This is a genomic window from Pedobacter nyackensis, from assembly GCF_032678475.1.
GTDB lineage: Bacteria > Bacteroidota > Bacteroidia > Sphingobacteriales > Sphingobacteriaceae > Pedobacter > Pedobacter nyackensis_A.
This window is the reverse complement of record NZ_JAVTSF010000003.1, coordinates 494,590-508,947: the sequence shown is the minus strand read 5'-3', so window position 1 is coordinate 508,947 and position 14,358 is coordinate 494,590. Positions and strand designations below refer to the sequence as shown.

Here is a 14,358-nt window from a genome sequence, read left to right as displayed (position 1 = left end):
TTAATTTCTAATGGGTTTAAAAAGCTCTAACCGCACGAACACCAATCCTCCAACCTTCTTTATCTGAATTTGCTGACACGACATTTGTAGCTTCATAGAAATTCACATAAAATGCCGACCAGCCTGCTGCATCTCCATCGCCTTCACTGGATGACCAGTAATTATTGGGTGGAACTTCAGCCCCTTTTGTCGCCATCAGCGCTTTCGCTTTAAACAAAGTGATCAGTTCTTCCTGCGCAGGAAGGAACCAATCTCCATAACTGTCCGATCCATCTGTAATAACCAGTTCATCACACAACTCCGCCGCAGTTTTTTTAGTGTTCCAGCTTGCATTGCCAGATCTGAAAGCAGCCATTTTAACCAGTAGTTTTGCTGTATTTTCCTTTCCGGTTTGCATCGCTTTACTGGTACCAGCAGCACCTGAAAGAGCCAGACCGGGACCAAACTGTTCAACAGGCGTCCCCACATTTGTTTTGCTGGCAATTAACCCGTGTACCTTGGCCACATCGGTCCAGAATACTACACCACCCCCTATCACATCACCCACATTCACTTCAATATTGACTATTCCGAGATTTGTTTTACGGTTTCCCCTTGTTACAACTACTGTGTTGGCACCATAACACCCCTGTGGAAGTTCAAAACTGATTCCTTCAGCTGTAACTGTGACAGGGATACTGAACACTTTACCTGCCGGATAAAAATCAGCCGACAATTGTACGATATCCCCTGCTTCAAAACCCTTACCTCCTATAGCTACATCAGCCAACTGTTGCACATTACTGCCCGGCAGAACAACATCATCAAGCGGGACCACAAATGGAACTGAAAGCGTACCATCCAGCGTAGTTTTTTGTCCGTCCCTTTCAATGGTTACTTTGTAAAGCCCTCCAGCTTCCTTAGGTAAGGTAAATTTGATATAGGTGTTCGTAGCTTCTTTAACAGGTACCTGTACCTCAGTACCGGTAGTCTGTAAGAACACCACATCCGCTTTCGAAAAGCCTTTTCCTTTAATAAGAACATCCTTACCAGGAATAGCATCTTTTTCCTCCGGAAAAAATATTTCTTTTAAAATAGGTGGAATGGGAGTGACTAAATTTGTTTCCTCCTTTTTGCAGGCAACCAATATGCAGGAAGCCATCACAGCAAAAAGAAAGCAGGTTAATAATTTATTCATCTTATTGGTTTTTTGGTTTACAATAATTTTAGCATGTCAATATTGTAGAGCAGTTTAGTTTCCGGCAGCAATGACCAACCCGAGTCCCGCTACAAAAAGCAGGAACATGGTCACAATCAGATAGCCCACACTGGTTGAACTTCCTTTGAATTCTTTCCATATCAGGACGCCCCATAGTGCCGCGATCAGTGTGGCACCTTGTCCAAGGCCATAAGATATAGCCGGCCCGGCTTTGCCTGCAGCAAGTAGATTAAACAGGTTTCCAAGTCCCCATATACAGCCGCCAAGTACACCAACAATGTGGAGTCCGGACCGGCCACTGAAGTACTCGGAGTATTTAAGCGGGCTCCCCTCAAGCGGTCTTTTCATCAACACAGTATTAAATACCAGGTTGCTGACTACAATACCTGCGGCGAAGATGACGAAAGCTGTATAAGGTGTCATTTTACCACTTGCAGGAGTTACAAAATTCTCCAGATCCATACCTGCAGCGATAAAAGGATAAAAAGTAGACATCAGGATACCAGCTACGATAGATACCACAATCCACTTACCCACACCTTTTTTGCTGGTTGTACCCGCATGTTTTTTATAGGCGATTGCATTGATGATGATAGCGATCGTTACTAAGAAAACCCCTGCAAATAACAGCACCGGATCGCCTTTGCTGAGCATCATATAATTGATTAACACCCCAATCACTAATGCGAGCCCGATTCCAACAGGAAATGCAACTGCCATACCTGCACCTGCAATAGCAGCTGTGAGTAAAATGTTAGCGAGGTTAAAAACAATACCACCAATAAATGCACTGAGTAAGTTTTTACCATCTGTTTGCATCAGGTCTTCCATAAAAGGCCTTCCAGATTCACCAAAGCTTCCCATGGTAAATGCCCCCAGCAGGGCAAACAGAAAAATGCCTAACACATAATCCCAGTAAAAAAGTTCAAAACGCCATTCTTTTTGTACCAGCTTTTGCGTATTGGCCCAGGAGCCCCAGCAAAGCATGGTAATGAAGCAGCAGGCAACGGCCACTGCATAGTTTTCTACGATGAACATAATAAGTAAGGTTTAGTATATATTTGGTTTTAACTTTTATTTGCTTTTTAGGCCATGCTGCTAAACAGCACTTCATTGCGATACGGGATGGATGATTGTGCGCCAAGCCTGGTTACTGCTATTGCTGCAGCTCTACAAGCAAATGATGCAGCGTCTTTTAACGATCGCCCTTCAGCCACCGCCACCGCCAGTGCCCCATTAAAAACGTCACCTGCCGCGGTAGTATCTACGGTTTCAACTTCTGGTGCAGGAATATGATAAAAAACCCCTTCTTCCAATAACGCCGCACCAAGTTTTCCAAGGGTAATAATCACATTTTTCACGCCTTGTTTATGCAGGCTTTCCGCCGCCTCTTTTGCACTTGTGATATCCGTAATTTTTACACCCGACAGTACCTCAGCCTCATTTACATTCGGTGTAATAATATCTATCAGGCTGAATAACTCAGGGATCAAATCATTTGCCGGAGCAGGATTAAGGATCACTGTCATACCTTTGCCCTGCGCATAACGCGCTGCAAATTCTACAGTACGCATGGGAATCTCCAGCTGGATCAATAAGATCTTCCCATCAGGATATAAGCTAAACGCCTGCTCCACATCGTCGGGTTCAAGATTGGCGTTAGCGCCCGGTGCAACTACTATACTATTCTCTCCCAACTGATCTACAGTGATCAGCGCAATTCCAGAAGGGTTCTCCGCATCAGATAATATACCTAAGGTGTCTACACCTTCTTCATCAAAAAGTTGTGAAGACTGTTTACCAAAAATATCATCACCAATCTTACCTATAAAAGCTACTTCTCCGCCTAAACGCGCCACGGCCACAGCTTGATTAGCACCCTTGCCCCCCGGATTCATGAAAAATGTTCCGCCTAATACAGTTTCTCCCGGCTGGGGAATATGGCTGGTTTTTACAACCATATCCATATTCATACTGCCTGTTACAATAATTTTCCCTGTCATTATTAATGGTTAAAATATTTGGTTTTGTTTTATTAATTCTAAGATAATACGATTGTATATTGATAATTGACCACTTTTTTTTAGTTTTATGAATCCCAACAAACCATACATTGAAAATAAATTACCATAACAACCTTTAAATCAACATTATAAAATAAAATTATTTTCAATAAAAATTAACCAAACACAGACATGTTAAAGCACGAATTGGAGAAACTGGTGAAGTCTTTATCGGCATCCGAGAAAAAAAGTTTCAGGTCTTACTGCAACAAACACGGCAGTGCCAGCGATTACCTCATCTTGTTCGAGCTCATTAGTAATCATACCATCTCCAGTAAAATGTCGCCCGAAGAGGCCTTTAACAAAAAGTATCCCGAAAAATCATATGAAAACACGGTCCGGTACCTATATCAGGTACTTACCGATATGCTTTTGCAGGTACGCGTAGACCAGGATAAATGGTTTGCCAGACACTATAGTTTAATGAAAGCCCGGCTTTGTTTCGAACGTTCGCTACCGGAACAGGCACTTAAAGAATTAAAAAAAACTCAAAAAATAGCTGAAGAAAGTCAGGATCACCTGGTGCATTACCTCGCTGCAAGGATGAAACTAACCCAGATTGCAGATACCGGCTTCCAGGGCCTTGGCGAACAAGACCTGGTGACACTTCAAATGCAATCCAGGCAAAGCCTGCTTAATTTACGCCAGATACATGAACATTATTCCCTATACGAACTGCTCAGCTATCGCTTAACTTACTCCAGTGGCATCCTGTCTGAAAAAGACAAAAAAAAGCTGAATGACCTTGTGTTAAGTGAACTCAGCCTCATCACACGCAGAGGCAAACAGGACTTTGAACCTAAAAAACTTCACCTGCTTTTTCAGTCCTTCTTTTTTATGCATACAGGTGAATACAAATCAGCCTTAAAAGTATTTAAGGAACTGAATGCATTGATCCAGGCAAATGAACCTATGTGGGATTACCCACCCTATGATTACCTTTCTGCTCTTGATGGGATTTTAGATAGTCTGCGTAACATTGCCTACTTTAAAGAGATGGATTACTTCATTGAAAAAACAGCGCAGCTGGCAGAAAGAAATTATCCGGAGCATTTTAACAGCGTAGCCACACAAACTGTGCATCTATACCGGTTAAACATGCTTGTTGGGAAAGGACAAAACCTGGAAGCCATACATTTTTTCGACACCATAAAACCTTATCTGAATCAAAAGGATGGCATTGCCAACTATGAGAAGCACATCGAAATATTATTTTTCGCGGGAATTGCCTTTTTTCATACCGGACAATATCAGAAGGCAAATAAACTTATTGGCTATGCGATCGATGCGGGCAAAAACATCAATGGGCTTGAAGTAAACAAGGCCTGCAGATTATTACACATTATCATTCATCTCGAATTGGATAATATAGATTATCTGAATTATGAGATCAGGGCCTACAAGCGTACTTTCCGCAAACACGGCAAGAGCTTACTGATTGAAAAACTGACTTTTAACCTTATTGCAATAGACCCCAAACGCTGCAGCCCTGTTAAAAAGAAACTCCTGTGGAAGAAAGTAGAACCACAAACAGCGGCAGTAATGGCGGATAAATATGAACAACAACTACTGAAGTATTTTAACTTCTGCCAGTGGATTGAACAAAAATATAAGACAAAGTAATACACGAACTTCAACTCAAACAAACAAGGCTTTTCATAAAAAGATGGCCTAGCCTCCTGAAAACACTTAAAAATGAGGCTCAAAGATAAATTATCTCAAAAATAAAGACCACTGCAAAGGCATTTTTTGTTAAATTTGCAGTAAGTAATTACTACTACAATGAATGATACACTTGATATAACAATCACTAAAGCTGAAAACAGCAGGCTTACTGTAACTGATTTCTCTCAGTTACCTTTTGGGAAAGTATTTTCTGACCATATGTTTATTGCGGAATATGATAACGGCCAATGGTCTAACCTGCAGGTCCTGCCTTACGGTCCGATTCCAATGAGCCCGGCAATTTCGGCTTTACATTATGGACAAGCTATTTTTGAGGGGATGAAAGCATATCGCCAGGCTAACGGCAAAATCAGTGTATTCAGACCAGAGAAAAACTTTGAGCGTTTCAATAAGTCGGCAGCACGTATGTCTATGCCAGCTATATCTAAAGAAATTTTTATGCAGGGTATTGCTGCGTTAATTGATATCGACGAGAAATGGGTACCAGCACAAGAGGATTATTCTTTATACATCCGTCCGGTAATGTTTGCAACAGATCCTTACCTGGGTGTTAAGCCGTCTGACAAATATATTTTTGCTTTATTGACTACACCTACCGGTCCTTATTACAGCAAAGCATTAAAAGTTAAGATCGAAACAGAATATACACGTGCTGATGATGGAGGTGTTGGTTATGCCAAAACTGCTGGAAACTATGCGCGTTCTCTATTCCCATTCGCTGAAGCACAAAAAGAAGGCTTTGATCAGTTGATCTGGACGGATGCTGCAACGCATGAATATATTGAAGAAGCAGGAACTGCCAACTTAATCTTCGTTATCAATGGTAAACTGGTAACACCTTCAGTAAGAAGTACGGTTTTAGATGGTGTAACCCGTGATACAATTATCCAGCTAGCTAAAAAAGCAGGTATTGAAGTTGAAGAAAGACGCATCAGTGTACAGGAAATCATCGAAGGTATTGAAAATGGAAGCCTTACCGATGCATTTGCAGCCGGTACCGCAGCAACCGTTACACCAATCGGAGTAATCGGATACCAGGGTAAAACATATACCTTAACAGATCCTGCAACACGTACAATTTCTGCAGGTATAGCCAAAACATTGAACGACATCCGTTACGGACTAATTCCGGATGAGTTTGAATGGAACTGGGTATTGTAAATAATAAATTTTAAAAAACTGCATATAGGCGCCCCTTAATAAGGGCGCCTTTTTATTGCAAAATCATAAACTAACCACATTATTTCAATGAAACCAACCTTAATTCTGAGCCTGGCGGGTGCATTGCTTTTCAGCATGCCATCACACGCACAGCTTAAAACGCTTAACCAGCAACAAATATTTAGAGGGCAGCCCTCATTAACCAGGCCAATAAGCATGATTGCTGGCTGGAGTGATGACAACCATTATATTGAAATGGACAGCAAAGACCGGAAAATGTATGCTGTAGATATAAAATCCGGAGCTAAAACCGCTTATACCCCTCCTCCACAAAGTAATGTAAATGTATTTACAGAAGGGAACGATATCTATATCCGCTATGGAAAAGATGAACCTAAGCGTTTAACGAATAACAAGGACGAAGAGAAGAACCCTACCTTATCACCAGATGGCAAATATGTTGCTTTCACCCGCAATAATGATCTTTTTGCAGTGGATACTGAAAGTGGAAAAGAAATCAGATATACCAATGATGCGACAGACGTGATCTACAACGGATGGTCATCATGGGTTTACTATGAAGAAATCTTAGGACGCTCCACCAATTACCGCGCATTCTGGTGGGCACCAGATAGTAAACACCTCGCTTTTATGCGTTTTGACGATACAAAGGTACCAATGTTCCCAATTAATGGTTCAACGGGTCAGCATGGTTATGTTGAGAAAACACGTTACCCAAAAGCAGGGGATGCAAATCCCGAGGTAAAAGTCGGCTTTGTAAAAACGAGCGGAGGCCCGGTAGTATGGGCAGATTTTAATGAAAAGGACGATCAATACTTTGGAACGCCTTACTGGAGCTATGACGGCAGCAATTTAATGGTACAATGGATGAACCGCGGGCAAGACAACCTTAAATTTTATTCGGTAAACCCTAATAATGGCAGTAAAAAAGAAATCTACGATGAAAAACAATCCTCATGGGTCGATCTGGATTACGATGGCCGAATTGAATACCTAAAGGACAAAAAGCATTATATCCTTAAAAGCGATAAAACAGGCTGGGCACATTTTTACCTGTATACTTTAGAAGGGAAACTAATCAACCCAATAACCAGTGGCAACTGGCAGGTAACGAACCTCATGCACGTGGATGAAAAGAACAAAACTGTCTATTTTATGGCGCGCAAAGAGGCTTCAACCCGTACCGACCTTTACCGGGTAGATTACAATGGCAAGAATTTAAAACGCCTAACTTTTGGTGATTATACCCATCAGGTACAATTATCACCAAATGCCCTTTACTTTATTACGAGCTATTCCAATGTCTCTACACCACAAAAACAAACTCTGTTAGACCGCACGGGAAAAATCATCAAAGAACTTGGTGATAGTAAATCACCCGATTTTAATCAATATGCTTTTGGCAAAACTGAAATGATCACTATTCCTACTGACGATGGATATAACCTGCCAGCAGTAATTACTTATCCGACAAACTTTGATCAAAACAAAAAGTATCCGGTAGTTATGAGTATTTATGGTGGTCCCAATGCCGGTAATGTGACCAACACCTGGAAAGGTGTAGGCAACCAATGGTGGGCGAATGAGGGCATTATCCAAATTAGCGTAGACCACCGCTCATCAGGACAATTTGGCAAGGCAGGCGTGGCATTAATGCACCGCAACCTGGGCAAGTGGGAAATGAAAGATTATACTACTGCCGCGCGATGGTTAAAAGCCAAGCCATGGGTAAATAACAAAAAACTGCTCATCACCGGACATAGCTATGGCGGTTACATGACTTGCATGGCATTAACCATGGGGGCGGACGACTTTGACTTCGGCTACGCTGGTGCACCGGTTACCAGCTGGGAATTATATGATACGCATTACACAGAGCGTTTTATGGATACTCCCCAGGAAAACCCTGAAGGTTATAAAGCCGGATCAGTACTAACTTACGTAAACAACTATAAAGGGCTTTTACGCATTATGCATGGCGATATGGATGACAACGTTCATATGCAGAATACAATCCAGCTGGTCGACAAACTTCAAGACGCCAACAAACATTTTGAACTGATGATTTATCCTGGCGGCCGACATGGCTGGGGCGGTGTAAAAACACCTCATGACAGAGCGGAACGCTTTAGATTTTATTACCAGAACCTGCTGGATAAACCAGCACCTGCAGAACTGCTGTAGCAATATAGAGCAAGGATGAAAAACTAACGCCCAATGTCTTCATCCTTGCTCTTTACTCCTACCAATCCCCTCCCCCTGATTTAACACCCTGATAACACTGCATGCTTTACTTTTAAAGCGTGAAAAAGACAAACCTGCAACGCATTCTAAAAAGAATGTCCCTATCCTTACTTTATATCATTTGTTGCTGCCCTGTTTTACACGCGCAGATTATTGATAAAAGCGAGATAGACTCATTAATCAAAACGCAACCCAACACTGCGTTTATAAAGATTAAAAATTCCTTGAACAAGGTTCTCGCCAGAAATGATTCTATATCTGCTGCAACCTACTATCTGTATCTGGCAGACATATTTTATCGTCAGGCAGCCTATCCTCAAGCGGTTGATTACTATTACAAAGCGGATCACATCTTTAGGAAAAGTAATGATCTTGCGAACCTGGCAAACACTTTGAATAAAACCGGAGAGGCTTTTTATTATAGTAAGCAGTACGCAATATCGTTAAGTAAGTTCCAGGAAGCATTAGCATTATATAAAAGGCTTAGTAACCCCAAAGGCATTGCTAAGTCATACGGACTGATTGGACAAACCCATGAGAAAAGCGGAAAATATCCGCAGGCAATGAAATACCAGCAACTCGCGCTCAGGGAATTTCATAAGATGAAGGACAAAACAGGCATTGCCAAGATCTATGAAAACCTGGGCAGCATTTATGAAGACGTTTCAAAGATGGACTCCGCCTTAAAATATTATACGCTTGCCTTAAACTTAAACAAGGCAAATGCCAGTGATCTTGCTCAAATAGAAATCATCAATAACATCGGAGATGTTTACAGAAAAACAGGGAAGTATGAAGAAGCGCTAAATTATACGCGTAAAGCTGGACAGATGGCGCTTGAAATGAACGACCAATATCAGCTGAGTAGCGCGTACCGCGATCTTTCCAAAAACTTTGACCTGATGAAAAGGTATGATAGTGCCTATCATTATAGTGAGCTGGGCCGAAATATCTTCTTAAGCATCTTCACAGAAGACACCAACAAGCAACTGACCTTATTGCAAACCTTATTCGAAATACAGCAAAAGGACAGCGCTATTACAGACTTTGAAAAAGAGAAAAAAGCCAACCAGTTTATCATTTCTGCGACAGTACTTATCGTTATTTTATTGGCATTACTGGCTGCCAGCATCATTAGCAGACAACGGCTTAAAATTAAAAATGAACAGCAGTTGAATGAGCAGAACCATGCACTTTTCCTTGCCCAAAAGGATGCTATAGAGGCCGAACTTGAACTCAAAAGCAAAGAATTAACCAGCAACACGCTTCATGCTATACAGTACAATCAATTTTTAGAAGAGTTGCGGACGGAGCTGGAAGACATGGCCAAAGATGATAAGAGAGATCACAAAAAAAAACTACAGCAACTTGTTACTAAGATTAACCAAAGTACCGGACGTGATAAACACTGGAAAGAATTTAGCAGTTTATTTGAGCAGATCCATCATACATTTTTTGACAACTTAAAAAAATACAGTGAGGATTTAACGGCCAGCGACCTGCGCCTGGTTGCCCTTATTAAGATGAATTTAAACTCAAAGGATATGGCTACTCTTTTTGGCATTTCTCAGGACAGTTTACGAGTTGCACGGTACCGGCTAAGAAAGAAATTAGACATCCCACAAGGTGAAAACCTTAGCACATTCATCCAGACTCTATAAGCCCAAAAGTACAGATTTCATATGCTTAACAGATTGTTAATATTACGCTAACCTAATGATAATGGCGATTTCAGTTACATATAAATCACTAAAAAACAATAGAATAGCCAACAACCGTATACGCTGTATACGTTCTGTATATAGCCTTTGTAACGCTGTATACATTTTGTACACGGACAAAATTTAGAGGTCTATGTTGAGCTTTACACATTTGCAGCATAGTTTAAAAACACAAACAAAATTATTCGCAAAATGAAGTCAACTTTACAAGTTCTTTTATGCCTATTAATAAGCATTACCACTGCAAGCGCAACAAGCTTGAAGGGCTATGTTTACGACCAGAAAACAGGTGAAGCCATTCCAGGCGCATCTGTACGTTTGGAACAAACCGACAAAGCTGTATTAACAGGGTTGGATGGGTCTTTTGAGATTAAGCATCCACCTGCAGGATCTTTTACCTTAAAAGTCACCTATTTAATGTACAAAGCGCTATCCCAACAAATCATCATCTCAAAAGAAGACAATCCTACCTTAAAAGTCTATTTATCGGAAAGCAAAGATAAAGACCTCAGCGAAGTCATCATCTCCAGCAAAGGTGATGGATCTACAGAAAAAGCAGCCCGGCGGATTGAACAAAAGTCTTTACAGCTGGTCAATGTAGTATCGGGCCGTGCGATTGAAGTATCTCCCGACTTAACTGTTGCAAACGTTATCCAACGTGTTTCGGGCATATCTATAGAAAGAAGCAGCAGTGGCGACGGGCAATATGCAATTATGCGGGGAATGGATAAAAGGTACAACTACACATTGGTTAACGGGGTAAAAATACCAAGTCCAGACAACAAATACCGCTATGTTCCATTGGATATCTTCCCTTCCGAATTGTTAGAAAGACTGGAAGTCTACAAAACGCTAACACCAAACATGGAAGGTGACGCAATTGGCGGAGTAGTGAATATGGTGATGAAAGATGCCCCTGAAAAGTTGCAGATTAATGCAAACCTGGCAGCCGGTTACAGTCAGCTATTTATAGATAGGGATTTCATGAGTTTTGATGCCTCCGGTATCAATCACAAATCTCCTTATGAAATCAATGGTAAGAATTACAATGCGACCACCTCAGATTTCACTAAAGGAACGGTAGATTATACGACAAAACATCCGGCACCAAACCTAGTAGGTGGAATCTCAATAGGCAACCGTTATTTCAATGATAAATTAGGAGTTCTGATTGCCGGAAGCTACCAGAACAACTACAGAGGAAGTAACAGTACTTTTTACACCACTCAGGTTGTATCAACAGATAAAGTTAGTTCGGTAATAAAGGAGGATGAAAGACAATATTCTGAGCAGCTAAAACGCTACGGTGCCCATGCGAAATTAGACTACGTATTTAATAAAAATCACAAGCTGAGTTTATATAATGTATACGTCGATTTAAACAGTCTGCAACTCCGTGATTCAAAATTAGTTGATTTCACAAGCGAGTACGAGCCTGAACAAGGGAATGCCAAACTCAATTATGCCACCCGCACACGTTTAACAGAACAACAGATCTACAACAGCACCTTGCAGGGAAATCACCAGTTAATTCCTGAAAAATTAAAACTTCAATGGTCAGCGGTTTACTCCTCAGCAAAAAACGACGTACCTGACCAGAACAATATCAATATTCTGGGCGTGCGCGAAAACTTCATGGATCGTCGTACATATGCCCCAGCCATCGGAGATGCCTACACACGCCGCTGGGAGCGCAATACAGAGGAAGACAAAGCCGGCTATGTAGACCTTAGCTACAATACGATGATTTCAGGTGCAAAAGTTGAATTTAATGCAGGTGGTTTATACCGCGATAAGCAACGCAGCAGCTTTTACAACCAATATGTACTGACTTCCAGCAATCCAGAGGCATTATATGGCAGGGATTTCAACAAGTATACAGAAATTAACTGGACCATAAAAAACCCTACCGGATCAGTTGACAATGCTTTAACCTACGATGCATCAGAGAAAATGGCTGCCGGATATGGCATGGTGACTTTAAATGCAGAAAACTTCCAGGTGGTGGGAGGTCTTCGTATAGAACATACTGACCAGCGTTACAAAATGCTTTTCCCTGCAGCAGAACTGCGCCCTGTAGGATCTCAGGTTTACACAGACTACCTGCCCAGCTTAAACCTGAAGTATAAACTGGCAGATAAGCAACAATTACGCGCGTCTTACTACCGCTCCCTAAACCGTCCGGGTTTTTACGAAATCATTCCAGGAACAGGCTTAATCCAGGATGACTACAAGGAAAAAGGGAACCCGGATTTAAAACGTGCCACGGCCGACAACTTTGACCTGCGCTATGAACTATTTCCTGATGGAAATGATCAGCTACTTGCAGGTGCTTTTTATAAAAAAATAAAGAACCCTATCGAATACAGTATTCAGGCCGATCCAACACGTCCGCAGGATACTTACTACTTACCAGGTAACTTCGGAAATGCACGCAACTACGGATTGGAAATTGATTACATCAAGTTCATACACAAGTTTGGAATTAAAGCCAACTACACCTATACACACTCCAGGATCACCACAACAAAAAGCTCAAGGTACAGAGATAGCAACGGAGATTTAAAACCCATGTCTGTTGAGCAAAGCAGACCACTATATGGACAATCTGAACATATTGGAAACATCTCAATACTTTACAAAGAAGGTGGGAAAAAAGGCTTTGATGCCCAACTCGCCGCAGCTTACACAGGGCCTCGTATCAATACCATATCCCAGTTCCTGGACAACGATTTATGGCAGCAGGGGTTCGTTCAGATGGATGTATCCGCAGAAAAGAGGTTCAAAAATAACCTCAGCATTTTTATTAAAGGAGGAAACCTCCTGAACACGCCATTAAAGCTGTTCATCAAAGGAACGAATCCTAATGATGCCAATGCGACACAATTTGATAACAAAACCCTGGTCCGCAACGACTACTATAAACAAACCTATTTATTAGGCGTACGCTATAAACTATAAACCATTTTGATCATTCATCATAAAAGACAAAAAATGAAAGCAAAACAAATGTTTACCTGCCTTGTCCTATTCATGGCTGTTCTTATCAGCTGTGAAAAGGCAAATATAGATGTCGATCCAGATACAGGCAACGGATCTGCTATAGGCGAAGTTTCAGGAATATGGAAAAGAGGAAGTGTGCAGCACATTAATGGAGACATCATCATTCCTGAAGGACAATCGCTGACCATTGAAGAAGGCGTAACCGTGATTATGGATGCGGTAGCTAAACCAGAAATTGTTGTAAAAGGAAACCTTTATGCCGAAGGAAGCCCTGCATTCCCTATCAAATTCACCGTTGACGAAAGCCTAAGAACTGAGGAAAACAAATTCGGACGTTTATGGGGCGGGATTTTAGCTGCCCCAAGCTGTAATGAACTGTTGCTTAACCATACCATTATTGAGTATGCCGGAGCAACAACTTCCGATGCCTCGACATCTGTAAAACAAAAATTGTACAAAGGAAAAGCAGGCGAAAACCTCCCCGCATTATGGTTTGCCAACGTAAAAGGGAAGCTGGTTGTAACGAACAGCATTTTCAGGAACTTACAGGAAGACTGTACCTATATTGAAGGTGGAAAGATTATCTTCTCCAATAACCAGTTTTATACTACAGGTTTAACCGGTGGCGAAGCCATTAACTTCAAGTCAGGATGTCTTGCCGATGTAGCCAATAATTTAGTATACAGCACAAATACCAATGCATTAAAACTATCTAATAGTGGTGACAGAGATCCTCAAGCCTACATTATAGCCTATAATAATACATTTGTCAACACCGGATGGCGCAGGCCAACTGCAAAAGGAGGATCGATATGGGTTGAAGCCACAGTGAGAGTCAGCATATTTAACAATATGTTCGTCAACACCCGATTTGGCATCAAGCGTGATACCAAAGCCAAGGAAGATGCCAGATCTATATTCAGCAACAATTACTATTATGGATATAATCAAACTACTGTAAACCAGTTTCAGCCAACTGCAGAAGTGATAGCCGGCACAAACGATATCATCGGCAAGACTGCAGGCGAGAATGAGCCTAAGTTCGTAAACTACCCGACCAATACAGACGTCAACAACGCCATATTCAACACAACCTGGGATTTCCATTTGCAATCCGGTTCTCCTGCAATTGGAAAGGGTAAAACGGACATTAAACCACTACATACTGCGGGACTGGTCCTTAACGGAATTACTTATAAATCACCAGATCCATCAAGCTATATCGGCGCTTTCGGCACTGGCAACTAAACAAAAATCAATT

The 14,358-nt window shown here is 41.5% G+C and carries 9 protein-coding genes; 6 read left to right on the top strand and 3 right to left on the bottom strand.

What is annotated here, in order from left to right; all coding sequences use genetic code 11:
• Window positions 1-16: 16 nt before the first annotated feature.
• The 3 genes from R2Q84_RS13185 to rbsK are packed head-to-tail and all read right to left on the bottom strand — an operon-like array spanning window position 17 to window position 3,201.
• Window positions 17-1,177: an IPT/TIG domain-containing protein gene (locus R2Q84_RS13185; RefSeq protein WP_316817016.1), complete on the bottom strand. Its 1,161-nt coding sequence runs from the start codon at window positions 1,175-1,177 to the stop codon at window positions 17-19.
• Window positions 1,178-1,231: 54 nt separating this feature from the next.
• Complete coding sequence (locus tag R2Q84_RS13180; protein WP_316817015.1) at window positions 1,232-2,236, bottom strand: GRP family sugar transporter; 1,005 nt, start codon at window positions 2,234-2,236, stop codon at window positions 1,232-1,234.
• 47 nt (window positions 2,237-2,283) lie between these two features.
• Window positions 2,284-3,201, bottom strand: coding sequence for a ribokinase (gene rbsK, locus R2Q84_RS13175; RefSeq protein ID WP_316817014.1), 918 nt, complete (start codon window positions 3,199-3,201; stop codon window positions 2,284-2,286).
• Window positions 3,202-3,393: 192 nt separating this feature from the next.
• On the opposite strand from rbsK, the gene R2Q84_RS13170 reads away from it, so the two are divergent.
• The 6 genes from R2Q84_RS13170 (at window position 3,394) to R2Q84_RS13145 (ending at window position 14,345) form a co-directional block, all read left to right on the top strand.
• Entirely contained in the window at window positions 3,394-4,884 is a 1,491-nt protein-coding gene (locus R2Q84_RS13170; RefSeq protein ID WP_316817013.1) for a hypothetical protein, read from the top strand.
• 159 nt (window positions 4,885-5,043) lie between these two features.
• On the top strand, window positions 5,044-6,108 hold the full coding sequence (locus R2Q84_RS13165; RefSeq protein WP_316817012.1) for a branched-chain amino acid aminotransferase: 1,065 nt from the start codon (window positions 5,044-5,046) through the stop codon (window positions 6,106-6,108).
• Window positions 6,109-6,195: 87 nt separating this feature from the next.
• Window positions 6,196-8,313, top strand: coding sequence for a DPP IV N-terminal domain-containing protein (locus R2Q84_RS13160; protein ID WP_316817011.1), 2,118 nt, complete (start codon window positions 6,196-6,198; stop codon window positions 8,311-8,313).
• A 284-nt stretch (window positions 8,314-8,597) separates the two neighbouring features.
• Window positions 8,598-10,034: a tetratricopeptide repeat protein gene (locus R2Q84_RS13155; protein WP_316817010.1), complete on the top strand. Its 1,437-nt coding sequence runs from the start codon at window positions 8,598-8,600 to the stop codon at window positions 10,032-10,034.
• 252 nt (window positions 10,035-10,286) lie between these two features.
• Window positions 10,287-13,055, top strand: a complete 2,769-nt coding sequence (locus R2Q84_RS13150; RefSeq protein ID WP_316817009.1) for a TonB-dependent receptor — start codon at window positions 10,287-10,289, stop codon at window positions 13,053-13,055.
• Window positions 13,056-13,088: 33 nt separating this feature from the next.
• Window positions 13,089-14,345, top strand: a complete 1,257-nt coding sequence (locus tag R2Q84_RS13145) for a right-handed parallel beta-helix repeat-containing protein (RefSeq protein ID WP_316817008.1) — start codon at window positions 13,089-13,091, stop codon at window positions 14,343-14,345.
• The last annotated feature ends 13 nt before the right edge of the window (window positions 14,346-14,358 follow it).

Bases quoted from the DNA above. Each gene is read 5' to 3' on its own strand.
- R2Q84_RS13180 (WP_316817015.1), bottom strand. From the start codon at position 2,236: ATGTTCATCGTAGAAAACTATGCAGTGGCCGTTGCCTGCTGCTTCATT.
- R2Q84_RS13160 (WP_316817011.1), top strand. From the start codon at position 6,196: ATGAAACCAACCTTAATTCTGAGCCTGGCGGGTGCATTGCTTTTCAGC.
- R2Q84_RS13185 (WP_316817016.1), bottom strand. From the start codon at position 1,177: ATGAATAAATTATTAACCTGCTTTCTTTTTGCTGTGATGGCTTCCTGC.
- rbsK (WP_316817014.1), bottom strand. From the start codon at position 3,201: ATGACAGGGAAAATTATTGTAACAGGCAGTATGAATATGGATATGGTT.
- R2Q84_RS13170 (WP_316817013.1), top strand. From the start codon at position 3,394: ATGTTAAAGCACGAATTGGAGAAACTGGTGAAGTCTTTATCGGCATCC.
- R2Q84_RS13150 (WP_316817009.1), top strand. From the start codon at position 10,287: ATGAAGTCAACTTTACAAGTTCTTTTATGCCTATTAATAAGCATTACC.
- R2Q84_RS13165 (WP_316817012.1), top strand. From the start codon at position 5,044: ATGAATGATACACTTGATATAACAATCACTAAAGCTGAAAACAGCAGG.
- R2Q84_RS13145 (WP_316817008.1), top strand. From the start codon at position 13,089: ATGAAAGCAAAACAAATGTTTACCTGCCTTGTCCTATTCATGGCTGTT.